Origin of the sequence: Flavobacterium daemonense (assembly GCF_007341385.1) — a bacterium.
Classification (GTDB): domain Bacteria; phylum Bacteroidota; class Bacteroidia; order Flavobacteriales; family Flavobacteriaceae; genus Flavobacterium; species Flavobacterium daemonense.
In genome coordinates this window covers 70,133-95,997 of record NZ_VJYD01000017.1, presented here as the reverse complement: position 1 = coordinate 95,997, position 25,865 = coordinate 70,133, and the positions used below count along the sequence as shown (strand labels likewise).

The window sequence follows — 25,865 nt, the reverse complement described above, 5'->3', positions numbered from 1 at the left end:
TACTGCAGTTTTGTGGGAGAGTATGTCGTCGCCTTTCTTTTGAGAATCCTCATCATTCACTTGATGAGGATTTTTTTGTTTTTGGGAGGTTTTGCAAGGACTGTACTGGCTTATTTAAAGTTTTCTTTCTTTCTTTTTATGCACTAAAGTTGCAAGTAAATGAAATGATGTAGTGGCTAAACATGATCTGAGGAGCAAAACGTAAATATATTTAGGTGTTTATTTGTTTGTTTATCAATAAGTTGTATTTTATATTTTGTTATTGTCAACATCATTAATAAACTGTATTACTCCATTCATAAAGATTTTTTGATCATCCCACATAGCTAGATGACTTCCGTTTGGGCAATATAGATAACGTCCATTTTTTACTAATTTACTTTGTTCTTCCATGGCTTTTGGATCCATAGTGTCGTATTTTGCACCTATCATAAGCGTTGGAATTGTAATTTCGTGAAGTCTATTTTTAATATCCCATTTTGCTAATCTGCCACTAATTCCAAATTCGCTTGGACCTTGCATTAATGTGTAAATTTCTCCATTTACGTGTTTGCTGGCTCGATTTAACCCGTCTGGCCATTCTTTTAACCTGCATAAATGTTTTTTGTAGAAATTGGGTATTAATAATTCCATATATCTCGGATTATTGAAATCTTTTTTGGCTTCTAAAGCTCTTATTTCTGCCAGAATTTTGGGTTCCATTTGCTTTGCTAAAACTTGGTCCGCATATCTTCCATATTCTGGTGCACTCGCCATCATATTTGAAATTAATAGGCCTTTTATATTTTGTTGGTATTTTAACGCATATTCCATTGCGAGAATACCTCCCCAGGAATTTCCCAAAACGTAAAAATTATTTTTATCAGCGTTAATGGCTTTTCGCACTTGTTCAACTTCATCTACAAATCGTTCTGTTGTCCATAAGCTGCTGTCTTTTGGTTGATCGCTATAATATGAGCCTAATTGATCATATTCGTAAAATTCGAAACCTTCTCGTTGAAAAAATGTTTCAAAGCATTCCATATATTCGTGTGTCATTGCTGGGCCGCCGTGTAATAAAAGTATTTTTATTTTAGGATTGTTTCCAAAACGTTTAGTCCAAACTTTAAATTCACCAATAGGTGTTTTTATGGGAATCAATTTAACTCCAGCGGATTCAATATTATTTGCTTCGTGATAAGTAAAATAGTTGGTTAATGTTGATGATTGATTTTCATTTTTGCATGAAAATGTTGCTATAGCGATAAGAATTAGTAGTATGTGACGCATGTTTAAATGTTTTAAAAATTTATAGGTTGAATTTCTTTCATACTAAAGTACAAATTAAAAAGGTAGTTTTAAATAGTTGGTAATTATTGACTTATGGATTTATGGTTTTAAATGGCATAGGCGAATGAGTTTTATCTTGTATTTTTTGTTGATAATTATTTTGAATTTTTGAGATGAAATTGTTTTCGATTTGTAATAACTATTTTTGAAAAAAATGATTAAATTCGATCAATGTCGGATGATATAATTAGTTAAATATAAAATGAATAATAAGTTTACTGTTGGTAGTCTGTATGCTGGTATTGGTGGAATTTGTTTGGGATTTAAAAGATCCGGTTTTGATTTGCTTTGGGCGAATGAATTCGACAAAAAAGCCTGCATAACATATAAAGAAAACTTTAAACATAATTTGATCGAAGGGGATGTCTTACAGATAGATTTGGATGGAATTGCCAAAGTTGATGTATTGACAGCAGGTTTTCCTTGTCAACCATTTTCCATTGCTGGTCATAGAAAAGGCTTCGACGACAATAGAGGAAACCATTTTTTTAGAATACTTGAATTTGTTGATAAAATGAGACCAAAAGTGGTTTTTTGGGAAAATGTTAAAAATCTTGTTACACACGATCATGGCAATACTATAAAAGTAATTGAAGGAGCTTTAAGGGACAGAAAGTATTCTTTTCAATATAAGGTACTAAACACTAAAGATTATGGGAATGTTCCACATAATAGAGAGCGCATTTTTATTGTTGCATTTGATACACTGACTATTAAAGATCCTGAAGCTGTTTTTGAATTTCCTAAGGCCGATAAATTGACTAAAACAATTAAGGATATAGTTATAAGTGAAAAAGTTGAAGAAAATTTTTATTATAAAGAAGACCGTTCTATGTTTAAAATGCTTCAGCAAGAAATGAAATCTGATAAAACCGTTTATCAGTTTAGAAGACGATATGTTAGGGAAAATAAATCGAATGTTTGTCCTACATTAACTGCAAATATGGGGACGGGCGGACATAATGTGCCTTTAATAAAAACTGATTTCGGACTTCGTAAATTAGCACCTCGGGAATGTTTAAGATTTCAAGGCTTTCCAGACGATTACAAAATTCCGAGAATAGCCAAATCGCATTTGTATAAGCAAGCTGGGAATTCAGTTAGTGTGCCGGTGATTGAAGCAGTTTCAAAAAATATCATGAAGGTTTTGAAATCCATTAAATAATTTGAAGTTGTTTTTAATGCTGAAAATTAGACTTACGCTTGTAATATTTTCCAAAAAGGACATCGCTTAAAAATCTCGAAAGAAATTCAGAGACTACATCGAATTTTTTGAAATTCGGTACTATTTCTGATTTTAATGCTATATCATATTTCCACTTTTCTTTTAATATTATAAATCAGACATAAGAGAATCAATTATTTTTTAAACTAATCATTTCTCATAAGTGATTAATTTGAACATTAATTTATTCAATTTGAGTTCTTCAAATCGTATTTTCTTTGTCTTTTATTTTAATTAACGACATCTCTTCATTATAAAAATCAATTGTAAACGAGATCTGATTTTTAAATTATCAGAGTTTTTTGATTTTTTTTAACCTAAGCTTATGGAGTTTATCCAAAATGAAGAGGAAAAGAAAAACCTTTATTAATTGGTTAATTTCTAAAAAATGATTTTATTTTATAATTAAAGTTTAAAAAATCAATTTTATTTTTAGTTTAATTGATTAATTGATAATTCTTTCCTAGCCTATAAAATGAGATAGAAAAAATACTAATTTTAATACAAATATTTTTCTTGTCTAATGTATCTTGTTGTTTATGAGTGAACTAGGACTGATTATTAGTATTTTGTTTATAGCTGTTACAGCATATCTGCTTGTGAAAAAATTTAATCCGCAAGCGGTTCTTCTTTTCGTTGGAATATTGATGATGATCTTCGCTTCTTTATTAAACTACCGGGTTACTCCGGTAGCACAGCCAACCGGAATATTTGTATTTGATTTATTTAAACGTTTGCAAGAATCATTATCTGATAAAACGGCTAATGTCGGGCTTATGATCATGACAATTGGTGGGTTCGTTGCTTATATGAAGTCAATTGGCGCAAGTGATGCCTTAGTTCATGTTGCTGTTAAACCGCTGGCAATTTTCAAAAAATATCCATATCTCGCAGCTTCAATAGTAATACCTATAGGGCAAGTTTTATTTATCTGTACACCATCAGCAACAGGACTTGGTTTGTTGTTGGTTGCATCTTTTTTTCCAATACTTGTTTCATTAGGAGTAAGCAGGGTTTCAGCTGTGGCTGTTATTTCTGCATGTACAGTATTTGATATGGGACCAGCTTCAGCAAATACAGCTCGCGCATCGCAGTTGCTGGAAATGCATAATGTAGAATATTTTATTCAACATCAGTTGCCACTAGTAATTCCAATGACCACACTTCTTATGGTGGTTTATTTTTTTGTTAACAAATATTATGACAAAAAGCTTCCAAGCGAGAAGCATGCAGATTTTAATCCAGATGAAATTGTTTTGAAAACTCCCTTGACTTATGCCGTATTGCCTGTTTTGCCATTAATGCTCTTAATTGTATTTTCTCCGATTTTTAATATTTTCAATAAGCCTGTTCATCTTGATACTACTACTGCAATGTTGATATCTATGGTTATTTCTATGGTTTTGGAAATAATTAGACTTCGAAATGTCGAAGAAGTTTTTGCATCACTAAAAATATTTTGGGAAGGAATGGGAAAGGTATTCGCATCTGTGGTTACATTAATTGTTTGTGCTGAAATATTTGCTAACGGATTAATATCTCTAGGATTTATTGATAGTCTAACTTATGTTTCTATGAGTTTGGGATTAGGTATAGTAGGTATTGGAATATTAATGACTGTCATAATTTTCTTGGCTTCTGTGCTTATGGGCAGTGGTAATGCTTCTTTCTTTTCTTTTTCACCGCTCGTTCCTGGAATCGCGGCAAAATTTAATACATCAGCAGCAGAAATTATTTTGCCAATGCAGCTTTCGTCAAGTATGGGAAGAGCAGTATCACCAATTGCCGGCGTGATAGTAGGTATTGCAAAAATAGCAGAAGTCCAGCCAATGGATCTTGCAAAGCGGAATTTAATTCCCATGTCAGTAGGATTATTGTTTATGCTTGTATTTCATTATTTTATTTAAAAATTAAGTAAAGATGTTCAAACTAATAAAAAATTCAATCTTGTATGCTCCAGAATCTTTAGGTAGGAAGGATATCTTGATCTGCGGTGAGAAAATTGCAATGATCAGTAATACTATAAACCTAAATCTGCCGGATATTGAGATTATTGATGCAAATGGAAAAACAGTAACCCCAGGATTTATAGATCAACATGTACATATTACGGGTGCTGGAGGCAAACATGGTTTTCATTCGCTCACACCGGAAATTGCTTTGAGTGAGTTTATTAGCTGTGGAACGACAACCGTAGTGGGGCTATTAGGGACTGATGGAGCTACAAAAAGTTTGAAAGCACTCTACGCTAAAACCAAAGCATTAGACAATGAAGGGATTACGGCTTATATGCTTACAAGTTATTTTGGTTTGCCGCCAATCACAATGATGGGCTCAGTATTAGAAGATATGCTGTTTATAGATAAAGTATTAGGATGTAAAGTGGCTTTAAGTGATGAACGTTCCTCTTTTCCAACTGCGAAGGAATTACTGTCAATTTTGAAAGATGTGCATGTTGGGGGATTGACTTCGGGCAAAAAAGGTATTATGCACGTCCATCTTGGGGCGCTAAAAACAAACATGCAATTATTGCTTGATTTAGTTGAACAATATGATTTTCCTATCAAAAACATATCTCCTACTCATGTCGGCAGAACGGCTCCTTTATTTGAGCAGGCTATTCGTTTTGCAAAGCTTGGTGGCATGATTGATATTACGACAGGCGGAACTAAATTTGATGAGCCTTATAAGCAGGTGCTTTATGCTTTGAAAAAAGGTGTTTCAATAGAGAATATGACATTCAGTAGTGATGGTAATGCTGGTATAGGGGTAAATGACAAAGACGGTAATTTGATCGGTTTCAAAAAAGCACCAATTGATCTGAATTTAATACAAGTACAGAAACTGGTAAAAGAAGCAAATATACCGATAGGGGAAGCTATTCAGTTGGTGACATCAGGTCCTGCGCGTAATTTATCACTTACGCAAAAAGGACGAGTCTTTGCAGGAGGAGACGCTGATTTATGTCTGTTTGATTCTAATTTCAATTTGACCGATGTGATAGCTCGTGGCAAAGTGATGATGAAAGATAAAGAAATTCTAGTACGCGGAAGTTTTGAAGAGAAAGCCTAGTAAAATATGAAACTAAAACTATTCTTATTGTTGTTGTTCTTCTCAAACTGCTACTTTGCGATAGCACAGGAAGATGACGAACTGGAGGTAAAAAATGACATAGACTCTGAACAGACATCCCAAAATCAAGATGCGTCTGAAGCTATGCGCTTGAAAAAAGGCTATGAATTGGGAGACGGGTTAACGCTCGAATCTGCCAGTACTTGGCTTAATTTTACCCAAAGTTTGCAGTTGTTAGGCGGTGTAAGTTCCACTGATGGTTTTGATACATACAGTACGGAGTTTAATATTCGCAGAGCGAGATTTAATTTCAGAGGTACTTTATTTAATGAAAAAGTTTATGTAAGGCTTCGTGTAAATTTAGTTGGAAGCTATCAAAGTACAACTACGGGAGCACGCTCCTATAATGGCGCGCTGCAAGATGCATTGATAGAATACAGACCGACTCCCAATCACCGTATCAATTTTGGAGTACGTGCCAATTATGATGATTCGCGTGAAGCTAGGATAGAAGGTGAATCACTTGGCTTTATTGAAAGAAGTGCTATATCGACGGCCTTTGATCCAATATTTGATTACGGAATTCGCTATTATGGTGTATACCGTTTCGGAGGAAATGTCTTAAAACCTTACGTTTCCATAACCACGGGAGACGGAACTTCTGCTTTACAGAAAAATTATGGAGGATTTCGATATGGTATTCGTTTAGATTATCTGCCTTTCGGGACTTTCAGCAAAGGTGGAGAATACTTTATGGATGATTTAGTACACGAACGTGTTCCTAAATTAATAATCGGGCCAACCGTTAGTTATAACGACGGTATTAGTTCGGCAAAGGGAACCAATGGAGGTAGATATATTTATGGTGATGCCAACCAAAAGGAGCTGTTGCCTGATTTATTTAAAGCTGGAATCGATTATATGTTCAAATATCGTGGATGGTATTCTTTGGGCGAATATATATATACGCACGTTAAAGTGCCATCAGGTATTGCCGGAGAATTTAGTACAAGCGGAAAATTTACACCTTACACAGGACAGACTCCAGAACAAATTGAAAATACGGTTCTTAGCCGATTAAATGTAGGAAGTGGCTTTAATGTACAAGTGGGTTATTGTTTTAACACTTTTGCGCTGTCAGGCCGTTATTCTTATCTGGAGAATGATCCTAATGCGGCCAATTTTGCTGACATGAACCGCTATTATACTTGCGTTGGGACTTTTTATTTCAGCGGACATGACTTAAAACTCCAGACGGAAGTTGGCTATCAGGAATATAAAAACATATTAAAAACGCCTGATGTAAAGGGAAATATATACGGTCAAATAATGTTTACTATTCAATTATAGGAAAATGAAAAAAGCACTATTAATTATCATGTTTATTATCTGCTTTGTTCCGGCAATGCAGTGTCAAACAGTGGATATTTATCAAAAATATTTTCCAGATCCAACAAATGATATGCCATTGCCAATCATCAAAGGTGATCCGGTATTTAATTATTTTACTAAATACAAGGATGTGATTTTGTTTATTCAAGAATTAGCAAATAAACATTCAGATATAATATCGGTTAGCTCGATTGGAACGACTCAAAAAGGCAAAAATCAACCTATGATTTTATTGACCCGAAAAAGCAATATTGCAGATCAAGACAAACTGAGGGTCACTTTTATTGGAGGAATTCATGGCAATGAGCCTTTATCAACAGAAGGTATGCTTTATTTGATGTACCTGATGACAAATGATGCTTCAAATACAGCTATGCTCGACAACATGATTTTGCAAGTTATTCCGATGGTAAATGCTGACGGAAGAACGGCTGAAACAAGGCCAAGTAACAACAGCACCGATTTAAATCGAGATCTTACGATTTTGAATGCGAAAGAAAGTATTAATCTGAAAACAGCAATCAACAAATTTGATCCTCAGGTTGTGGTCGATTTTCATGAATTTTCACCAGCTAGATTGGATTTTAAAGAATTAAACGACTGTTATACTTCTGCATATGATATTTTGTTTCTTTATACAGGAAATCTAAATGTAGATCCGGCGATTCGCGATGTAATCAAAACGGTATTTGTAGCACCTACAAAAACTTTTTTAACAGATCGAGGCAGAAGAGTAGCTGATTACTGCACAACATTTATGAAAGACAATGAAGTCTGGCTAAATATAGGTGGTATTGCTTCACGTTCAAGTGCAACAAATTATGCGCTTCAAAATAGGATTTCGATGTTGATGGAAATTCGAGGATTATCAGAAAAAGAAAAATCGGCTAAAAGAAGAATCGAAACGGCGGCTCTGACGGGATTATCGTATCTAAAAATAGCACATGATCACGTAGCTGAAATAAAAGACGCTATTAAAACTGCAAATAAGAATGCTCTGGAAGCAACAAATGTTTCCGTGGTCACTTCAAAACCTGAAATAATTCAAAGAGAGTATCATTTCGTCGATAAGTGTAAAGTTTCTGATACAACCATTGTTTTTAACGCTAATTATAATGTAAACCAATCGCCTGTTATAGCTCGATCAAAACCAGGTGCATTTGTAATTTTTCCTGTATCCGAAAAAACAAAAAAAGTGCTAGAAGTTTCTGGTGTTTCAGTTAAAATAACTACACAGCCATTTCAACTGAACAACGTTGAGCAATATGCTGTCAATGAAAAACAACAGATAAATCTTGTACAAACGGCTATTTCTATACCAGAAGGCGCTCTTGTTATTGATTCTCAACAGCCAATGAGCAACGTAATAGCTGATCTTATAGAACCTGAGGGCTCAAATTCTCTATATGCAAATAATATCATCAGAAAAAAAAGCAAAGAAAATCTGATTCCAATTTATCGTATTTCTCGTGAACAATTATCTCAATTATCCACTAAATAATAACAGTATGAAATTTAAATACTCCCTGTTTATATTTTGCACATTGACAATTACATCGTTACGTGCACAAGTGTCTGAGGTAGGAAAATCTGACTCAAATGTGCGTTATGTTACTGGAGATGGTACATACATTACGCTTAGTAAGAAAGACAAATTTGTTTTTAATATTAATGCCACGCTGCAACCCGGCGTGCAAATAAAGAGTGAAGATGCTGAAGATGTAACAACAAATTCTGAACAATTATCTTTAAACCTTGTTCGTCTCGGATTTAATTTTTCTGCTTATGATGATCAGCTTACACTGGGTATTGTGTCTGATTTTACTGGTACAACCGGTATATTGGAAGGATGGGTCGGAATAGCAAGTAAAAATAAAAAATACAAGCTTGTTTTTGGTGAAAGGCAAACCAATACTAATAACCGACTTGCAATGGCCGATGAGAGATATGCTTCGGTTATGGGGCCAACGATATCTGGAAAATCTAATGATGGCAGTATCTATGGTGGTTTAATGCAAAATTTTGTAAGCACGACAAGAGAGGGCGGTTTGTATTTTGAAACCAATTTCAATATTAACAATATGAGGCTTTATCCGTCAGTTTCTGTTACGACAGGAGAGGGGCAGGGATTTTTTGATCCCGTGGCAAATTCTGGTTTAAAATACGGAGGAAGACTTGATTTTATGCCTTTGGGAGATTTTATTAAAAATAATGCTTTTATTTCTCAAGACATTTATCACGAACCAAAGCCAAAATTGGGAATTGGCGTTGCAGATAGCTATAACGTGAAGACAAGTAATTCTATTGGTGCCGGAAACGGAACAGTTTCAGGTATTTATGACGAAAATGGTGAAGTTGCCTTTGCAAATTATAATAAATTTGTATGTGATCTTATATTCAAATACAATGGTTTTGCTTTTGTCGGAGAATATATTGACGGATCTATTCATGGAAAAGATTTATTTACAGATGCTGCGGCGTCGGTTAGGCTTACTCCAGAAAATGCTTCTGCTAAATATAGTCTGGGAAGTGCAATCAATCTTCAATCGTCATATGTAACACATGATGGTTGGGCAGTTGAAGGTCGTTATTCATATGTAAAACCTGAGTTTGATGTCGCGACATCGATAATTCAGACACAACATTGGTATACTGCAGGATTTAATAAATATATGATGAAAAATGCCTTGAAGTTTGGAATCAATGCGACCTATATCGACCAGAAAGGAGCTGGCGCTAACAAAACAACTTGGATCAATAACCTTGCGGTACAAATTTCATTTTAAATTGACAGTTATGAAAGCACTAAAAATATTTGCAATTGCCTTAATAATGGCGGGATGTGATTCCAATATTGATTTTTCGGGTCCGGCACCAGAGCCACCATCGCCTGATCAAGGAAAAGATCTTCTTATAACTGAAATAGCAACATTCATAAATACAGATGCTGCTGCAGGAGGAGTAAGAAATCACTATGTTGAATTGTATAATGGCACTGGAGGCGCGGCCGATTTATCAAAATATGCCATTGGTTATCAAGCCACTTCAGATGAAAATACTTTAACGGATTGGAGTTTTTCTAGCAGTTCAAATTATTTGCTGTTGACAGGATCATTAGAAAAAGGAAAATGTTATGTTATTGCTTCGCCTCAAGCAAATGCAACTGCCGTAAAACGTGATATTGATTGGGGAACTACAAGCAGTGCCAATGCCGATGCTAGTAAACCATTACAGTTGAGTGGTAATAGCGGTATTGCTTTATTAAAAAAAGATTCAAAAGGAACATATACATTAAACGGAGAGACCTATAGCATTATCGATGCTTTTGGAAGCCCAAACGTAGCACGCGTTACTTCGGGAGGAAGCAGCAGCAGCCGTAATAATTTTATGTGGACGATTGCCGGAGAAACTAAAGATACTCGAAACAGGACAATTTGGAGAAAAGCAACTGTTAAAGATCCTAACCCAGACTGGGCTACTGGTAAAGGAACCTCTGCTAGCAATTCTGAATGGATGATTTCAGGCGATAGGACTTGGGATTACACAAACTTGGGTCTTCGTTAGAATAAAATCGTGAGAGATACAATTTAAGTACGAAAACAAAAAACAATCCCGTAGAATAAAAATAAAAAAAGCACCTCATTGAGGTGCTTTTTTGCGGAGAAAGAGGGATTCGAACCCCCGGACCTGTTACAGTCAACAGTTTTCAAGACTGCCGCATTCGACCGCTCTGCCATTTCTCCAGTATGTTGCTATCATTGTCTGATTGCGAGTGCAAATATAAGGGGTTTTTTCGATTGTGAAAATTTTTCTGGAACTATTTACAAAGAAAATAAGATAAAAAAGAAAAACCCTTAACTACAAGTTAAGGGTTTCAAATTTCAGCGGAGAAAGAGGGATTCGAACCCCCGGACCTGTTACAGTCAACAGTTTTCAAGACTGCCGCATTCGACCGCTCTGCCATTTCTCCAGTATGTCGCTATCATTGTCTGATTGCGGGTGCAAATATAAGACGGTTTTTCGATTATTAAAACTTTTTTCAGACTTTTTTTGAAACTTTTTTAAAATAATTTTCAAGTGTCTAATTATCAGTATTACTTAAAATGCGTTTTTTAAATAATTTATTCTACAGTATCTAAAATTGGCACCGGTTTTTTGTTTTCGTCGACTGCAACAAACGAAAAAGTTCCTGAAACTACAGTTTCACGAAGCTCAGAATACATTTGTTCCATAAAAATATCGACATGAATTTTACAGCTTGTTCTTCCAACGCTGATTACTTTTGCGACTAATTCAATTAAAGTTCCAGCCGGAATTGCTTTTTTGAAATCAATTTGCCCTGTTGAAATCGTAACCACTTTTTTTCGGCTGAATCGCGTAGCGCAAATAAAAGCAACTTCGTCCATTAAATGAAGCGCAGTTCCTCCAAATAAAGTGTCATAATGATTTGTTGTACTCGGAAAAACAGCTTTAAAAATATGAGTTTCAGATTTTATAATTCTTTCTTCTAATGTTCCCATATTAATAACTTACGTATTCCGTAATTTCAAGTCCATATCCAATCATACCCACACGTTTTGTCTGCTGTGTATTCGAAACCAGTCTAATCTTAGAAATATCGATATCATGAAGAATTTGAGCTCCAATTCCGTAATCTTTACTGTCAATAACTACTTTTGGCGCTTTTAATGTTCCTTGAGATTGTAATGATTTAAGTTCAGAAATTCTATTTAAGAGATTAACCGCCGTCATATCCTGATTAATGAAGATAATTGCGCCTTTGCCATTCTCATTAATGACTTTAAACATATCATCCAATTGCTGTTCTGCGTTATTGGTCAAAGTACCTAATAAATCATTATTTACTTGCGAAGAGTGGATTCGGGTTAAAATTGGTTCACCTAAATTCCAAGTTCCTTTTGTTAATGCGATATGAATTTGTTTGTTCGTAGTCTGTTCGTAAGCTCTTAATCTAAATGTCCCAAAACGAGTTTCTATGTCAAAATCCTCTTTCTTGACAATCAAACTGTCGTGTTGCATTCTGTAAGCAACTAAATCCTCGATTGAAACTAATTTTAAATCGAATTTTTTTGCCACTTCAATCAGTTGCGGAAGACGTGACATTGTTCCGTCTTCATTTAAAATTTCACAGATAACACCTGCAGGTTTGAATCCAGCCAATCTTGCAAAATCAATTGCAGCTTCTGTATGACCTGTTCTTCTTAAAACACCTCCTTGTTTAGCGATCAACGGAAAAATATGCCCAGGACGTGCTAAATCGTGTGGTTTTGTACTTGGGTCAACTAAAGATTGAACCGTTTTTGATCTGTCAGCGGCAGAAATACCAGTTGTTACTCCATGACCTTTTAAATCAACAGAAACTGTAAAGGCAGTTTCCATATGATCTGTATTGTTTGTAACCATTGCACGTAAATCAAGTTCTTTACAACGGCTTTCTGTAAGTGGTGTACAGATTAATCCGCGTCCGTGCGTCGCCATAAAGTTGATCATTTCTGGAGTTACTTTTTCGGCTGCTGCCAAAAAATCACCCTCATTCTCACGATCTTCATCATCGACTACAATGATTACTTTACCTTGACGAATATCTTCTATAGCTTCTTCAATGGTATTTAGTTGTATTTTTGTTGACATAATTTTATTTGTTTTGAGCAGGAAAAAATCGCTCAGAAATTTTCTGAAATAATTGTGATATCGGAGTTGTTATCGCATCAAAATTTATTAATCCGTTATCGTTAGTAGCACGGTAAGTTAATAAAATGGCCAATGGCGATAATATGAAAGAGGACATCCATGATCCCAAAAATGGAGTCATACCGCCTTCTTGTGAAAGTCTTTTTCCAAAAGTATTTATAAAATGAAAAGTGATGAAAATCAATACAGCAAAAACAATTGGGAGTCCAAGTCCACCTTTTCGAATAATTGCACCTAGTGGAGCGCCAATAAAAAACATTAAAAAGCAAGCAAAAGCAATTACAAACTTTTCGTATAATGCGTTGAGATGTTTGTTGATTTCGCGCTGTTTGTCTTTTAAATCTTTTTGGGTTGCTTCTACAGAATAGATATTACTGGTCACATTACTGCTGGCCATTTTAAGAATCTCCTGTTTTTGCTTATTGGTATATAAAGACAAAAGATCATTTGGCATTTGCTTTTTCTTTATGTCTTTTTTAATTGGCATTGGAATTCTTTTAATTCCGACGCGCTGATTAATATTCTCAGAAAAAGAAATAATTTCATTATCCAAATTTTTGTTCAAGGAATCAAGAGTATATCGTAATTCGCTAACATTCAGCATTCCATTTGTACTGCCCACATCTTCTTTACTATCATCAACTTTGTTTAGTTCAGACAAATCAATGTTGATTATTTGTTTTTTGAAGGCTGCTTTTACAAAAGGTAATTTGGCTCGATCTTCATATTTTTTTGGTGTAACGTCTTGATAGTAATAGCCGTCATTTAAAACCAGCTTCAAAATGCTTGATTTTTCATTACTGATTAACTTGCCGTTTTTTGCTTTAATTACGGTTTTGTTTTCGCCAACGGTATTATTTTTTTCATGAATAGTCACGCCTGTCAAGATGTTTCCGTTTTCACCGGATTTTTTATTTACTTTAATATTATAAAATCCAACATCGTTAAATTGACCTTCTGCAATTGCCATTGCTGGTTTGGCCTGCGCAATATTTTTTCTGAAGTTGACGAATTTGTATTCTGCGTACGGAATGACATTATTGGCAAACCAAAAAGCAACAATACTTAACACAAAAATAAATGCAATCAAGACGCGCATTGCTCGCTGAAGTGAAATTCCGGATGATTTCATGGCTGCAAATTCATAGTTTTCGGCTAAATTTCCGAAACTCATAATCGAAGCTAATAAAACAGATAAAGGTAAAACCAACGGGATAATTCGCGGCATTGAGAAAAGCAAGAATTTGACAACAAGTATTAAGTCAAGATCCTTGCCCGCTAGTTCTGCGATAAAAAGCCATACTGTTTGAAGTATGAATATAAAAAAAAGGATTACGAATACCGTAGTAAACGTAATCAGAAATGTTTTAAGTAAGTATTTGTCTAAAATTTTCAACCCGTAATTATTAATCTAATTTATTGATGTAGTATTTTGGATATTTGCTCACTACAAAGGTAAATTGATTTTTTGATAAAGGTTGATTGGTTTTAAAAGAATTAACGGTTAAAGTTGTTTTTGTTCCGTTTTTTCCTGTTTCGATCAAATTGTAAATGTGTTTTGTTTGAACATCAATACCTAGCAAAATTTCTTTTCTTTGATCTTTGCCGCTTGTAGGTACTAATTTTATATACTGAATTTTTCTTCCTTTTACGTTTTGAACAATATCCATATTGTATTTGTAGCCAGAATTAAAGAAAGTCAGCATTTTTGAAGGTGTTATTGCGTTGTCATCTTTTTCATTTACTTTAGAAACAGTAACTTCTTCATCTTCTGGGTTGATGGTGTATGTTTTTTGCCCGTCAAATATTTTAGTAACGCCCATAAAGTTTAATACGTATTGATTTCCCTTCATTGTTACGTTTCCTTTACTGTCTTGATTAATGTTTTCTTTAGCATTATTCAAAGAGTATTTAAAGTCAATAACAATGTTATCGTAACTTTTTATTTTAGTCGTTACTTCGTTCAATAAATCTTTGGCTTTTTTATCCTGAGCCTGAGTCGAAGTGAAGCTCAAAAGCAATAGTACTGCTAATTGAAAACACTTTTTAGTCATGTTAGTGATAGAATTGTTTCTGATTTCCTGAATTTTCGTTTTCATGATGGGGTTAATTTTGTTCATTATTAAAAAATTGATCAAGAGCACTTAAGTCTAAAATGTTCACACTTCGAGCTTTACTGCCTTCAAAAGGCCCTACAATTCCGGCTGCTTCCAATTGATCAATCAATCGTCCGGCTCTGTTGTAGCCTAATTTTAATTTTCTTTGCAGTAATGAAGCGGAACCTTGCTGTGCATTGACAATAATCTCAGCAGCTTCTCTAAACAGGGTATCTCTTTCGGAAATATCTATATCAAGATTAATGCCACTTTCCTCTCCAATGAACTCCGGAAGCAAATATGCTGTGGCATACGCTTTTTGTCCGCCAATAAAATCTGTAATTTTTTCAACTTCGGGAGTATCAATAAAGGCGCATTGAACACGCACAACATCATTTCCGTTTGTATATAATAAATCTCCTCGTCCAATCAATTGATCGGCGCCTTGAGTATCCAGAATCGTTCTCGAGTCAATTTTTGAAGTTACTCTAAAGGCAATTCTGGCAGGGAAATTAGCTTTAATTAAACCTGTAATTACGTTTACAGAAGGTCTTTGAGTAGCAATAATCAAGTGAATACCAATCGCACGCGCCAACTGAGCCAAACGCGCAATCGGAATCTCGACTTCTTTTCCAGCCGTCATAATCAAATCGGCAAACTCATCGACAACCAAAACGATGTAAGGCAGAAATCGATGACCAGCTTCTGGATTTAGCTTTCTAGCTTTGAATTTGTCGTTGTATTCTTTGATGTTACGAACCATCGCATCTTTTAATAAAGAGTAACGATTGTCCATTTCAGTACAAAGCGAATTTAAGGTATTGACAACTTTTGCGTTATCAGTAATAATAGCGTCTTCTGTGTCAGGTAGTTTTGCTAAATAATGTCTTTCAATTTTGTTAAACAGCGTAAGCTCTACTTTTTTCGGGTCAACCAAAACAAATTTTACTTCTGCTGGATGTTTTTTGTATAAAAGCGAAGTCAAAACAGCATTTAATCCAACCGATTTTCCTTGTCCTGTAGCACCTGCCATCAATAAGTGAGGCATTTTAGCCAAATCGACAACAAAAGTTTCGTTTGAAATAGTTTTTCCTAAAGCAATTGGCAATTCCATTTCAGCTTCTTGGAACTTTGCCGCTCCAATAACGCTTTTCATAGAAACCATCGTAGGATTTTTATTTGGAACCTCAATACCAATTGTTCCTTTTCCTGGAATTGGCGCAATAATACGAATTCCTAAAGCGGATAAAGACAATGCAATATCATCTTCTAAACTTTTAATTTTAGAAATTCTGATTCCGGCTTCCGGCACAATTTCATATAAAGTTACAGATGGTCCTACAGTTGCTTTAATCTGCGCAATTTCAATTTTGTAGTTGCGAAGTGTATCAACGATTTTGTTTTTATTCTCTTCTAATTCTTCTTGGTTGATTGTAATTCCGCCAGTTGAATATTCTTTTAATAAATCAATTGTAGGGAATTTGTAATTTGAAAGATCCAAAGTTGGGTCAAACAATCCAAAATCGGCAACTAAACGCGAAGCCAGATTTTCTTCAATAATGTCTTCTTCTTCAGCTTTTTCGATCACAAACGCTTCGTCATGCGTAGGAATAATTTGTGGAGCAGGAGGAGTGATTGGTTTTAAAACCGGATTTAAATCAATTTCTGACGAATTAGAAATCGTTGGTTTTAAAGCTTCTTTATTGATTTCGAATTGAGAATCTACTGTTTTTAGATGAATATTGTCCAATTCAGGATCTTCTTCCTCAATGGCAAATTCTTCTAAATTGTATGCGCTTTCAGGCTGAATTGGCTGCTGGACAGCAGGTTTTATAGACTCTAATTCTGAATTAAATTCTTTTTTTGTAGAATCAAAATAAGACTGTATTTTTTCAGGAGATACTTTTATTTTGAAAATCAAATAAACGATCAAACCGAAAAGCAAGGTCAATAAAGTTCCTGTTTTCCCGATGTAATCCTGAAGAAAAAAATTTAATTCATAACCAATTGTTCCGCCTAATTCTGGTGCTGAAGTAGCGAAAAAACCAAACAGAACAGAAACCACAATCATGGCAAATAAATCCCAAAACCAAGTATTTTTTAATTTTTTGGTCGAAAGTTCCAATGAAAGGAACAATCCAGTCAAGAAAAATAGACGTACAAAAATAAAAGAAGCGATTCCGAAGCCTCTGTAAACAATCAAATCGGCAAGATATGCTCCAAATTTTCCGAGCCAGTTTTCTACTACTTCGCTTCGGTCTCCAAGACTGTTGACAGCGCTTTGATCTGCTTGCCATTGTCCGTTAACGTAAAACGAGATAAATGCAACCAATAATGCGATTGAAAAGAGTATCAAAAGGCATCCTAAAACAAACTTTTGCTGTTTGTTTAGTTTCCAAGACCTAATACTCTCTACTTTTGATTCAGTTTTTTTGTCTGCAGGTTCTTTTTTTGTTTTTGCCATTCTTGGTTTTCTTGCCTATATAAATTTTGGGATATAAATAATTAAGCCAATTGCGATTGCAGTCAATGCAGCAAAAAATACCGCTCCGGCAGCAATATCTTTAATAAATCCGATTCGCCTGCTGTAATCAGGATGAATAAAATCAGCAATTTTTTCAACTGCTGTATTCAATCCTTCAACACTTAAAACTAAACCAATAGCAAAAGTCTGGCAAAGCCATTCGGTTTGTGAAATATGAAAATAGAACCCAGCAATGGTCATGATGATTCCCAATGAGAATTGAACCATAACGCTGTGTTCAGTTTTAATTAATTTTACAGCTCCTTTAAAAGCATAGGTTACACTTTTTAACCGACCTGTAACAAAGGTATTATCTTTTTGAAACTCCATTTATTGGAAAATATTATAGTGCTGCTAAAGCCGCTTCGTAATTTGGTTCGTTTGCAATTTCTGCAACTTGTTCTGTGTGAGTGATTGTTCCGTCAGCATCAACAACAATGATTGCTCTAGAGTGTAAACCTGCTAAAGGTCCGTCAACAATTTCTAATCCGTTTGCTTTACCAAAACTTCCTTCTTGAAAATCTGATAAGTTTACTACATTTTCTAAACCTTCAGCACCACAAAAACGTTTTTGAGCAAAAGGTAAATCTCTAGAAATACATAAAACAGTTGTGTTTTCTAATCCGCTTGCACTTGCATTGAATTTTCTAACAGATGTTGCGCAAGTTCCTGTATCTACACTTGGAAAAATATTTAAAACTAATTTTTTACCCGCGAAAGTGCTCAAAGAAGCAACAGATAAATCATTTTGTACTAATTTGAAATCAGCTAATTTTGAACCAACTGCTGGCAATTCGCCTGATGTATGAACTGGATTTCCTCCTAATGTTATTAAAGCCATGATTTTTGTTTAAATTAATGAGGTTCAAAAGTAAGGATTAATATTTGAATCTAAAAGTATTTGTTAAGGGTTTAAGTAGAGATTAAGGTTGGTTTCGATGATTATTGGTTTGTGAATAATGGCACACAGATGACGCAGATTTAGCGGATTTTTACTATGTCTTTGCGAGGAACGAAGCAATCTCATTCAGATTAGAGGTTTTTATGTTTGTCCAATTTGCTTTTGATAGTGTGGTTGCTTCGTTCCTCGCAATGACTTTGCATGTGTTTAAACTGTAAACTAAAAAAAACGTCCCTAAAATTAGAAACGCTTTCTGAGTCATGTTTTTTTGTTTTTTATTTGAAAAAGAGGCCGATATTATTTATCGATTGAACCTAAAACACGTTTCATGAACGTATTTAAAGCTTCTTTTTTATCTGTTCCTTGGGCTACAAGTTTCTGTACTTCAAGTGCGCCATACATGTTGGAAATCAATTCACCAATTACGTCTAATTCTTCATCTTTAAGAGAAGGAATTTCGGTCATAGCTTCAAGAACTTCGATCGTTTCAATGATATAATCCTGATCGTTTTCTTCGATGAATTGCGTTAAATGCTTTATTACAGGTAATTTCATAATTTTTGTTTAAGCGTTAAATCGTTTTTTTGTTTAATCGATTAAACGAATAAACAAATAACCAATTAAACAATAGCGTTTACAAGATCGATTAAAACTTCTTGTTTATTAGTTTGCGTTTCGCCAACTAATTGTCCGTTAACGAAAGTAGCGAAAGTAGGCAAGTTGCTCACATTAGCTAATTTTCTTGATTCAGGCGAATTTTCTGCATCAACCAAAACAAAAGTGATAGCTTCATTTTCTGTTGCTAATTTTTTGAATTTTGGTTTCATAATACGGCAATTTCCACACCATGAAGCTGAATATTGTACTACTACTTTTTCGTTTTTAGCAACTAAATCTGCTAACGTATCTTCGTTTAGGTCGATTAACATAGTTTTTATTTTTAAGACACTAAGTTGCTAAGGTTCTAAGATGCTAAGTTTGCTCTCGAACCGAATAACTTTGTGTGGATTTATTTGATAGATTTTTTAAGTCTTTGAGATTCTAAGATCTAAGTTTGATATTAGAATCTCTCGACTTTTATTGTAGAATAATATCTACGATTCAAAAGTTAAGTTAAAAACTTAGCATCTTAGTCCCGAAGCCTCGGGATAGTATCTCAGCAGCTTAGTTTGCGCTTAAGTATTCAGCAGTACTGATTCTGTCTGCAGACATAGCTTCTTTACCAGCTTCCCAGTTTGCAGGACAAACTTCACCTTTAGTTTGGATGTGCGTGTAAGCGTCAACCATTCTTAGGTATTCGTTTACGTTACGTCCTAATGGCATATCGTTTACACTTTCGTGGAAGATTTTTCCAGTTTCGTCAATAAGGTAAGTAGCTCTGAAAGTTACGTTTGAACCTTCGATGATAACTGAATCAGTTTCTTCGCTGTATTCTGTAGAATCAATATCTAAAATTCCTAAAATGTTAGATAAGTTACGGTTTGTATCCGCTAAGATTGGGTAAGTAACACCTTCGATTCCACCATTGTTTTTTGGAGTATTTAACCAAGCAAAGTGAACCTCGTTAGTATCGCAAGAAGCACCAATTACGATAGTATTTCTTTTTTCAAATTCTGGTAATGCAGCTTGAAAGGCGTGTAATTCAGTTGGGCAAACAAAAGTGAAATCTTTTGGGTACCAAAACAATAATACTTTTTTGTTGTTGTTTACTGCTTCTTCAAAAATGTTGATTTTCAAATTATCACCCATTTCTGAGATAGCATCTACTGCAATACTTGGGAATTTTTTTCCTACTAAAGACATATTTTTCGTTTTACGTTAAAAATTTATTTCTGGTGCAAAAGTAGGGCATAAGTACAGCTTCTTACAATAAGATGTGATTATAAAAATTTATAAGTTGATAAATTTTGACTATTTGTAATTGTATCTTATTGGATATCAATATTTACTGGTAAAACGCCGTTAAAACTATTTTTTTCTAAAAATTGAATTCCTGCAGTTTTTTGAAATTCTTCAAAATCTTGATATGCTTGAACCAGTCCTAAAGCTTTTTTAAGATTCGGAATAATTGGCAAAACATATGGATTTCCGAAAACATAAACAATACATTTTTTGGTTTGAAGTAAATCAGAAAGCAATTCTAAAACTTCATTATCAATTTCAAAATTATTCATTGGTTTTGCCTTTGGAACAAATAATGAAATTAAAATCGTGTCGAAATTTTCTAATTCTTTTTTGATGGATGAAATATCCGAAACTTCTAAATTTTCAAAAGCTAATTCCGGAGAATTCAGTTTTGAATTTAAAGTTTTAAAGAAAGTGTTTTCGGTATTTTTATATAAACTCAGTTTAGCAAGTTTGTTGTTTTTTTGCGCTTCAAAAGCCAACTTTGAATTTGAATTATCAATAATAGTTGTAATTGCATTTTGAGCAATTTCTAAATTTAATTCAGATGCTTTTTCAAAGTTTAATTCGCCAAAAGTAGCAATATTTCCAGAAAGAATTCCGGCTTTTTCTTTGGCTTTCATGATTCGGTTAAAGCTTTCTTCGATACGTTCTGGCGAAGCATTTTTCAGAATCGCTTCAATTCCTTCGGGAACATTTTCGGCGAAGCATAAAACGTCATTTCCAGCGTTGAAAGCTTCCCATTCTAGTTGACCTTTGGTTTCATATAATTTAGAAACGCTATGCATATTCAAAGCATCAGAAATCACCAAACCATCATAACCTAATTTATTACGCAAAAGATCTTGAATAACTGCTTTTGATAAAGTTGCCGATGTATCTTTTCCATCATTTAAACTTGGAACTGCCAAATGCCCAATCATAATTGAATCGACATTGTTTTCAATACCTTTTATAAACGGATATAATTCGTTTTCCATTAATTCTTCTAAAGTTTCCTTTAGAACAGGTAATCCTAAATGCGAATCGACATTGGTATTTCCGTGTCCAGGAAAGTGTTTCAAACAGCCTAAAACACCAACTTCCGACATTCCGTTTAAATATTCCACAGCAAAATCGGCTACTTTTTCTTTGTTTTCACCAAAAGAACGATACCCAATAACCGGATTATTTGGATTATTATTGATGTCAGCCAAAGGCGATAAATTATATTGAATTCCGGCTACTTTTAAATCTAAACCAATTTGTTTTCCAACTTCATAAATCAAATCAGCTTTGTTTTCTGGCAAAGCACCAAGCGTAATCGCATACGGATATTGTGGTGTTTTTTCGATACGCATTGCTAATCCCCATTCCGCATCAATACTGATTAAAAGTGGAGTAGAAGCTGCTTTTTGATAACGAGCAATTAAGGCTCTAATTTTTTCGTAGCTGTCGTCATTAAAAACTACTTTTTTCTTGCTTTCGTAATTCGTTGCAGCGCTCGCACGACTATGGAAAAAGGTCAATCCGCCAATATTATGTTCTTTTATAAGGCGTTCGGTTTCTTGAATATTTTCCTCGGTGTCGTTTATAAAAACGGCAGGAAAAAAGAATTGTCCTATTCTTTGTCGTAATGCTTCGGCAGTAATTTTCATTATTATAAAGTCTTTTTCATGCAGACACTATTATCCATTTTTCGTAAGGAGGATAATTTGGAATGATGGTATAATTTAATTTTTGATATAAGTTGATGGCTTCCGGTTGATTTTTTCCGGTTTCCAAAATGGTATACGTGTAACCCACTTCTTTGGCCCAGATTTCTAATTCGGCTAAAACTTTTGAAGCAATTCCTTTTTTTCTGTAATCAGGATGAACGTACATTCGTTTGATTTCGGTTTTGTCGCTTTCTTTTTCGCGAAAAGCGCCACAACCAACAGGAATTTCGTTTTCGTAATACACAATCACATGTTTTATTTTATCGGTTTTATTAAACTGATTGTAAAATGCATGATCGTCTCCATCTCTAATTGCTAAATCTTTATCTAACAAAGCAACGAGATTTATAAAATCGATATCGTCTGAATTGGTGCGTTTTATACTCATGATTTAGAATACTTAGATTTGTATCGTTTAATTTTCTAACACATAGAAACATAGTATTTAGTTGTTGATAAAGGCGTTTCACTTTATTTAAATACACATAGCTATGTGTTGAGAAACGAGTTTCTCTTTTTTATTCTTTTTACACAAAAAAATCTATGTTCCTATGTGTTTTAAAAAAAATGTTTTATTTCAGTTTAGCCTTTTTCTGCTTAGCCAATTGTTTTTTTGTTTCAATAGCTTTTTCTAATCGGTTTTTAAAACGGAAGAGTTTTGGCAAACCTTCCAATCTATCCACGAGTGTAATTTCCTCATAAACGATAATTGCTTTTTCTAAAATCCTGATTTCATTTTCAAGATCAAGCTGATTTTTGTAGATCGTAGCTAATCGATCGTAAGGATGATTTCCTTTAAAGCTTTCCGCGACATTTTCCTCATACAATTCAATTGCTTTTTCAAGATTTCCATTTTTTTCGAACTCAGCTCCTTTCAAGTTGCGTTCGGCCTGCAAATTTTCATTGATTTCCATAGGTAAAAGTTTGATTTGGGGTTTAAACTTCTTCTGATTTTTTCCCAAAATCTTTTGGGAAAATTAAAAAACGTGATAAAATAAGACCTGGAATTGTAGCAATCAAAACCCAAACAAAGAAGTTTTGATAACCTAAATATTGTTGTATAAAACCGCTCAGCATTCCCGGCAACATCATTCCTAATGCCATAAATCCGGTTGCAAGTGCATAATGTGCTGTTTTTGATTCTCCTTCGGCAACATGAATCAAATACATCATAAAACCTGTAAATCCAAAACCATAACCAAATTGTTCCAAAACAACGGTAATGCAAGTATAAAGATTTAATGGAGAATTTATCTCAAAAAAATATAAATTTAAATGAAGATGAAAAAGTTCTTGAGGCTGAAAATGAGCCAATCCAATAAAACCAAGTATTGGAAGGTGCATAGCTAAAAACATTGGCAACATCCATTTTGTAAGACCATGTTTTGAAATGGCAATTCCTCCTAAAATTCCTCCTATTGTAAGCGCAAAAATTCCTAATGTACCATAAATAATTCCGACAGCTTCTGTATCCAATCCCATGCCGCCTAATTCTCTTTTATCAAGTAAAAATGGCGTCAGCATTTTAAGTAATTGTGATTCTCCTAATCTGAAAACCAGAATAAAAGCCAGAATTACTCCGATTTGTTTTTTCTTAAAGAAGCTGATAAAAACAGTTGCAAAGTTTTGATTATGATGTGCTTCTTTAGTATTAGCAACAGCATTTATTTCATTTTTTGGAGTAAAAATAAAATTGTAAGCCGTGATGAAAGTCATTAATAAACCAACACAAATCATGGTGTATGACCATGCTTTTGTATTATCACCGTATTTATGTTCTAAATAACCTGCAAAAAGCACCACCAATCCGTTTCCGGCAAGCATGGAAAGCCTGTAAAAAGTGCTCCTAATTCCGATAAAAAAAGATTGTTTGTCTTCTGGTAATACCAATAAATAGAAACCGTCGGTCGCAATATCATTGGAAGCAGAAGCAAAAGCGGCAACCCAGAATATCGCTAATGAAAGTATAAAAAAGCCATTAAACGGAATCGTAAATCCGACCAGCAAAAAGGCGATTGAAATCAATAATTGCATCAATAAAAACCATTTTCTTTTGGTTCCTACCAATTCTACAAGCGGACTCCAAAGTGGTTTGATTACCCAAGGAAGATATAATAAACTGGTATAAACGCCAATGTCTTCATTTGAAATTCCCAGATTTTTGTACATAATTACCGAAACCGAAATAATTATGGCGTAAGGCAATCCAGATGCAAAGTTCAGAAACGGAATCCAGAACCAAGGTTTATTATCTATTTTCATTAGGTTGATTTGGTGTATAGTTTTTAAAAGGTTTTTTTAGGTCAATAGTTGTTGGCGTGCTTTCATTGGCGTAATAATCAATAAAAGTTACGGCGCAGGCTTTGTAAAGATTCAGTTTTCCGCCAGCAATTGAAAAAGTGATATTTCCGTCAACTTCTTTAACGGTAACTTTTTCAACAATTTTTGTCGCATCATTAATATCGATTTTAGAAGTTTGGTCGCCACCATAAACAACCATGTAACGAACTTTTGTATTCAGCGGACTTTTTATTGTAAAAGTATATTTGATGCTGTCTTTCGCATATTCAGTTACTTGTGGCGTGTCGATAATAACGTGTCTCAAATTCGGAACCGGAGCAGGAAGTGCTGGATATTTATATTGATTTTCTTCAAGATGACGAACCACATCAAAGTTTTTGTTCATGAACCATTTAGAACTAAAATAGGCGCTTCCCGAAACATTTTTGAATGTTCTCAAAAAGTCAATTTGGGTTGGGATTTCCTGCATGAAATTCCAGTTTTTATCGCCATCAGCTCTAATTTTGTATGTTGCGTGCCCGATGTAAATTGCAGTATTGCTGCTAGCGTTTTCAGACCACCATTTTACTAATTTTGAATAAGAAGCTCTAGTATTATTCATGCTCCAATACAATTGTGGCAGAATATAATCGATCCATTTTTGATCCATCCATAACATTGGATCTGCGTATAAATCGTCGTAATTTGATGTAGATGCAGTTTCAGAGCCTCGTGGATCTTGTGTTTTATTTCGCCAAACTCCAAACGGACTAATTCCGAATTGAACCCAAGGTTTGCTTGCTTTAATAGTCGTAGAAATCGTGTGTACAAAGTTGCTCACATTCGCACGACGCCAATCGGCAAGACTTAAGCCGGCTCCGTATTTTTTGTACGAAGCGCTGTCATTAAACACTTTTCCGGGAACGGCATACGGATAAAAATAATCATCAAAATGAATCGCGTCGATATCATATTTGTCAACGACTTCTTTTACCACTTTAGTCAAATGCGCTTGAACTTCCGGCAAAGCAGGATCATAATAATATTTTCCGCCGTATTCGATCATCCATTCCGGATGTTTGAAAAGATCGTGTCCTGGACTTAAAAGGTTTTTATTTAAATCGAAAGTCGCACGATATGGATTCAGCCAAGCGTGAAATTCAAATCCGCGATTGTGCGCTTGCTCGATCATCCAAGCCAAAGCATCATAATACGGATTTGGAGCCAAACCTTCTTTCCCTGTCAAAAATCGTGACCAAGGCGCAAATTCAGAAGGATAAATGGCATCGCCAACGCTTCGAACCTGAACAATTACAGCGTTATAATTTAATTTTTTGTAGGTTTCTAGAATTTCAAGATAATCAGCTTTTTCTTTTTCAACATTGTCAGTAGCCGTTTTTGGCCAGTCAATATTCACAACCGTCGCAATCCACACACCTCTGAATTCGTTTTTAGGATGCTGTACATTTTCCTGTGAAGAGGATTTCCATCCAAAGAAAAACAAAAATATAATAGAGTATAGTAAGTGCTGATTTTTATGCATTTCAATCTTTTATTAACAAAAACCAAAAATAGTTTCTTTTGCCACGAATTACACGAATTTTCACGAATTATTTTTTAAAGGAATAATTAAAAACAAAAAATAGTGCAATTTGTGCAAGTAATGGTATTTTTTTAGCCACGAATTACACAAATTTCCACTAATTTTTTCTGACTGTATAAAAAGCAATTC

22 protein-coding genes, 2 tRNA genes and 1 pseudogene are annotated in these 25,865 nt (G+C 34.4%); 7 read left to right on the top strand and 18 right to left on the bottom strand.

Going from position 1 to position 25,865, the window contains the following annotated elements; all coding sequences use genetic code 11:
• Positions 1–249 precede the first annotated feature (249 nt).
• Positions 250–1,269 carry a proline-specific peptidase family protein gene (locus FND99_RS18085; RefSeq protein WP_144339339.1) on the bottom strand — a complete coding sequence of 340 codons (1,020 nt, stop codon included), beginning with the start codon at positions 1,267–1,269 and terminating at the stop codon, positions 250–252.
• A gap of 262 nt (positions 1,270–1,531) precedes the next feature.
• On the opposite strand from FND99_RS18085, the gene dcm reads away from it, so the two are divergent.
• The 7 genes from dcm to FND99_RS18050 all read left to right on the top strand — a co-directional run bounded on the left by dcm (position 1,532) and on the right by FND99_RS18050 (position 10,582).
• Positions 1,532–2,494, top strand: coding sequence for a DNA (cytosine-5-)-methyltransferase (gene dcm, locus FND99_RS18080; protein ID WP_144339338.1), 963 nt, complete (start codon positions 1,532–1,534; stop codon positions 2,492–2,494).
• Positions 2,495–3,093: 599 nt separating this feature from the next.
• Entirely contained in the window at positions 3,094–4,461 is a 1,368-nt protein-coding gene (dcuC, locus tag FND99_RS18075; protein ID WP_144339337.1) for a C4-dicarboxylate transporter DcuC, read from the top strand.
• A gap of 13 nt (positions 4,462–4,474) precedes the next feature.
• Positions 4,475–5,626, top strand: coding sequence for a beta-aspartyl-peptidase (iadA, locus tag FND99_RS18070; protein WP_144339336.1), 1,152 nt, complete (start codon positions 4,475–4,477; stop codon positions 5,624–5,626).
• A gap of 6 nt (positions 5,627–5,632) precedes the next feature.
• Positions 5,633–6,976, top strand: a complete 1,344-nt coding sequence (locus tag FND99_RS18065) for a hypothetical protein (protein ID WP_144339335.1) — start codon at positions 5,633–5,635, stop codon at positions 6,974–6,976.
• 4 nt (positions 6,977–6,980) lie between these two features.
• The gene (locus FND99_RS18060) at positions 6,981–8,519 is read left to right on the top strand and encodes a M14 family zinc carboxypeptidase (protein ID WP_144339334.1); all 1,539 of its coding nucleotides are present in this window, start codon (positions 6,981–6,983) and stop codon (positions 8,517–8,519) included.
• Between the two features lie 7 nt (positions 8,520–8,526).
• Positions 8,527–9,804, top strand: a complete 1,278-nt coding sequence (locus FND99_RS18055) for a hypothetical protein (protein WP_144339333.1) — start codon at positions 8,527–8,529, stop codon at positions 9,802–9,804.
• A gap of 10 nt (positions 9,805–9,814) precedes the next feature.
• Complete coding sequence (locus FND99_RS18050) at positions 9,815–10,582, top strand: lamin tail domain-containing protein (protein WP_162615575.1); 768 nt, start codon at positions 9,815–9,817, stop codon at positions 10,580–10,582.
• Between the two features lie 94 nt (positions 10,583–10,676).
• Here the strand turns inward: FND99_RS18050 and FND99_RS18045 are convergent.
• The 17 genes and pseudogenes from FND99_RS18045 to FND99_RS17965 all read right to left on the bottom strand — a co-directional run bounded on the left by FND99_RS18045 (position 10,677) and on the right by FND99_RS17965 (position 25,676).
• Positions 10,677–10,761: transfer RNA gene (locus FND99_RS18045), tRNA-Ser, on the bottom strand.
• A gap of 142 nt (positions 10,762–10,903) precedes the next feature.
• Positions 10,904–10,988, bottom strand: a tRNA-Ser gene (locus tag FND99_RS18040).
• Between the two features lie 151 nt (positions 10,989–11,139).
• Positions 11,140–11,538: an acyl-CoA thioesterase gene (locus FND99_RS18035; protein ID WP_144339331.1), complete on the bottom strand. Its 399-nt coding sequence runs from the start codon at positions 11,536–11,538 to the stop codon at positions 11,140–11,142.
• Between the two features lies 1 nt (position 11,539).
• Positions 11,540–12,670, bottom strand: a complete 1,131-nt coding sequence (gene ribB, locus FND99_RS18030) for a 3,4-dihydroxy-2-butanone-4-phosphate synthase (protein WP_144339330.1) — start codon at positions 12,668–12,670, stop codon at positions 11,540–11,542.
• 4 nt (positions 12,671–12,674) lie between these two features.
• A complete protein-coding gene (locus tag FND99_RS18025; protein ID WP_144339329.1) occupies positions 12,675–14,126 on the bottom strand; it encodes an LptF/LptG family permease in 1,452 nt (483 codons plus the stop codon).
• Positions 14,127–14,136: 10 nt separating this feature from the next.
• The gene (locus FND99_RS18020) at positions 14,137–14,829 is read right to left on the bottom strand and encodes a LolA family protein (RefSeq protein ID WP_144339328.1); all 693 of its coding nucleotides are present in this window, start codon (positions 14,827–14,829) and stop codon (positions 14,137–14,139) included.
• A 7-nt stretch (positions 14,830–14,836) separates the two neighbouring features.
• Positions 14,837–17,290 (bottom strand): FtsK/SpoIIIE family DNA translocase, encoded by a 2,454-nt coding sequence (locus tag FND99_RS18015; RefSeq protein ID WP_144339327.1) that lies wholly within the window; start codon positions 17,288–17,290, stop codon positions 14,837–14,839.
• Between the two features lie 15 nt (positions 17,291–17,305).
• Positions 17,306–17,680, bottom strand: coding sequence for a diacylglycerol kinase (locus FND99_RS18010; RefSeq protein WP_144339326.1), 375 nt, complete (start codon positions 17,678–17,680; stop codon positions 17,306–17,308).
• 13 nt (positions 17,681–17,693) lie between these two features.
• Positions 17,694–18,191, bottom strand: coding sequence for a thiol peroxidase (gene tpx / locus FND99_RS18005; RefSeq protein WP_144339325.1), 498 nt, complete (start codon positions 18,189–18,191; stop codon positions 17,694–17,696).
• Positions 18,192–18,548: 357 nt separating this feature from the next.
• Entirely contained in the window at positions 18,549–18,806 is a 258-nt protein-coding gene (locus FND99_RS18000; protein ID WP_008462029.1) for a DUF6952 family protein, read from the bottom strand.
• A gap of 65 nt (positions 18,807–18,871) precedes the next feature.
• Positions 18,872–19,180, bottom strand: coding sequence for a thioredoxin family protein (locus FND99_RS17995; protein WP_008462030.1), 309 nt, complete (start codon positions 19,178–19,180; stop codon positions 18,872–18,874).
• Between the two features lie 235 nt (positions 19,181–19,415).
• Positions 19,416–20,054 carry a peroxiredoxin gene (locus tag FND99_RS17990; RefSeq protein WP_144339324.1) on the bottom strand — a complete coding sequence of 213 codons (639 nt, stop codon included), beginning with the start codon at positions 20,052–20,054 and terminating at the stop codon, positions 19,416–19,418.
• Positions 20,055–20,179: 125 nt separating this feature from the next.
• Positions 20,180–21,793, bottom strand: a complete 1,614-nt coding sequence (locus tag FND99_RS17985) for a glycoside hydrolase family 3 protein (RefSeq protein ID WP_144339323.1) — start codon at positions 21,791–21,793, stop codon at positions 20,180–20,182.
• Positions 21,794–21,795: 2 nt separating this feature from the next.
• Positions 21,796–22,241, bottom strand: a pseudogene (locus tag FND99_RS17980) (GNAT family N-acetyltransferase).
• A gap of 184 nt (positions 22,242–22,425) precedes the next feature.
• Positions 22,426–22,767 carry a hypothetical protein gene (locus FND99_RS17975; RefSeq protein ID WP_035649259.1) on the bottom strand — a complete coding sequence of 114 codons (342 nt, stop codon included), beginning with the start codon at positions 22,765–22,767 and terminating at the stop codon, positions 22,426–22,428.
• A gap of 22 nt (positions 22,768–22,789) precedes the next feature.
• Positions 22,790–24,115 carry an MFS transporter gene (locus tag FND99_RS17970; RefSeq protein ID WP_144339322.1) on the bottom strand — a complete coding sequence of 442 codons (1,326 nt, stop codon included), beginning with the start codon at positions 24,113–24,115 and terminating at the stop codon, positions 22,790–22,792.
• Positions 24,102–25,676, bottom strand: coding sequence for a glycoside hydrolase family 10 protein (locus tag FND99_RS17965; RefSeq protein WP_144339321.1), 1,575 nt, complete (start codon positions 25,674–25,676; stop codon positions 24,102–24,104). Before FND99_RS17965 ends, FND99_RS17970 begins: the two co-directional genes overlap by 14 nt.
• Positions 25,677–25,865 lie beyond the last annotated feature (189 nt).

Coding starts and splice junctions, on each gene's coding strand:
- FND99_RS18085 (WP_144339339.1), bottom strand. CDS start 1,269: ATGCGTCACATACTACTAATTCTTATCGCTATAGCAACATTTTCATGC.
- dcm (WP_144339338.1), top strand. CDS start 1,532: ATGAATAATAAGTTTACTGTTGGTAGTCTGTATGCTGGTATTGGTGGA.
- dcuC (WP_144339337.1), top strand. CDS start 3,094: ATGAGTGAACTAGGACTGATTATTAGTATTTTGTTTATAGCTGTTACA.
- iadA (WP_144339336.1), top strand. CDS start 4,475: ATGTTCAAACTAATAAAAAATTCAATCTTGTATGCTCCAGAATCTTTA.
- FND99_RS18065 (WP_144339335.1), top strand. CDS start 5,633: ATGAAACTAAAACTATTCTTATTGTTGTTGTTCTTCTCAAACTGCTAC.
- FND99_RS18060 (WP_144339334.1), top strand. CDS start 6,981: ATGAAAAAAGCACTATTAATTATCATGTTTATTATCTGCTTTGTTCCG.
- FND99_RS18055 (WP_144339333.1), top strand. CDS start 8,527: ATGAAATTTAAATACTCCCTGTTTATATTTTGCACATTGACAATTACA.
- FND99_RS18050 (WP_162615575.1), top strand. CDS start 9,815: ATGAAAGCACTAAAAATATTTGCAATTGCCTTAATAATGGCGGGATGT.
- FND99_RS18035 (WP_144339331.1), bottom strand. CDS start 11,538: ATGGGAACATTAGAAGAAAGAATTATAAAATCTGAAACTCATATTTTT.
- ribB (WP_144339330.1), bottom strand. CDS start 12,670: ATGTCAACAAAAATACAACTAAATACCATTGAAGAAGCTATAGAAGAT.
- FND99_RS18020 (WP_144339328.1), bottom strand. CDS start 14,829: ATGAAAACGAAAATTCAGGAAATCAGAAACAATTCTATCACTAACATG.
- FND99_RS18015 (WP_144339327.1), bottom strand. CDS start 17,290: ATGGCAAAAACAAAAAAAGAACCTGCAGACAAAAAAACTGAATCAAAA.
- FND99_RS18010 (WP_144339326.1), bottom strand. CDS start 17,680: ATGGAGTTTCAAAAAGATAATACCTTTGTTACAGGTCGGTTAAAAAGT.
- tpx (WP_144339325.1), bottom strand. CDS start 18,191: ATGGCTTTAATAACATTAGGAGGAAATCCAGTTCATACATCAGGCGAA.
- FND99_RS18000 (WP_008462029.1), bottom strand. CDS start 18,806: ATGAAATTACCTGTAATAAAGCATTTAACGCAATTCATCGAAGAAAAC.
- FND99_RS17995 (WP_008462030.1), bottom strand. CDS start 19,180: ATGTTAATCGACCTAAACGAAGATACGTTAGCAGATTTAGTTGCTAAA.
- FND99_RS17990 (WP_144339324.1), bottom strand. CDS start 20,054: ATGTCTTTAGTAGGAAAAAAATTCCCAAGTATTGCAGTAGATGCTATC.
- FND99_RS17985 (WP_144339323.1), bottom strand. CDS start 21,793: ATGAAAATTACTGCCGAAGCATTACGACAAAGAATAGGACAATTCTTT.
- FND99_RS17975 (WP_035649259.1), bottom strand. CDS start 22,767: ATGGAAATCAATGAAAATTTGCAGGCCGAACGCAACTTGAAAGGAGCT.
- FND99_RS17970 (WP_144339322.1), bottom strand. CDS start 24,115: ATGAAAATAGATAATAAACCTTGGTTCTGGATTCCGTTTCTGAACTTT.
- FND99_RS17965 (WP_144339321.1), bottom strand. CDS start 25,676: ATGCATAAAAATCAGCACTTACTATACTCTATTATATTTTTGTTTTTC.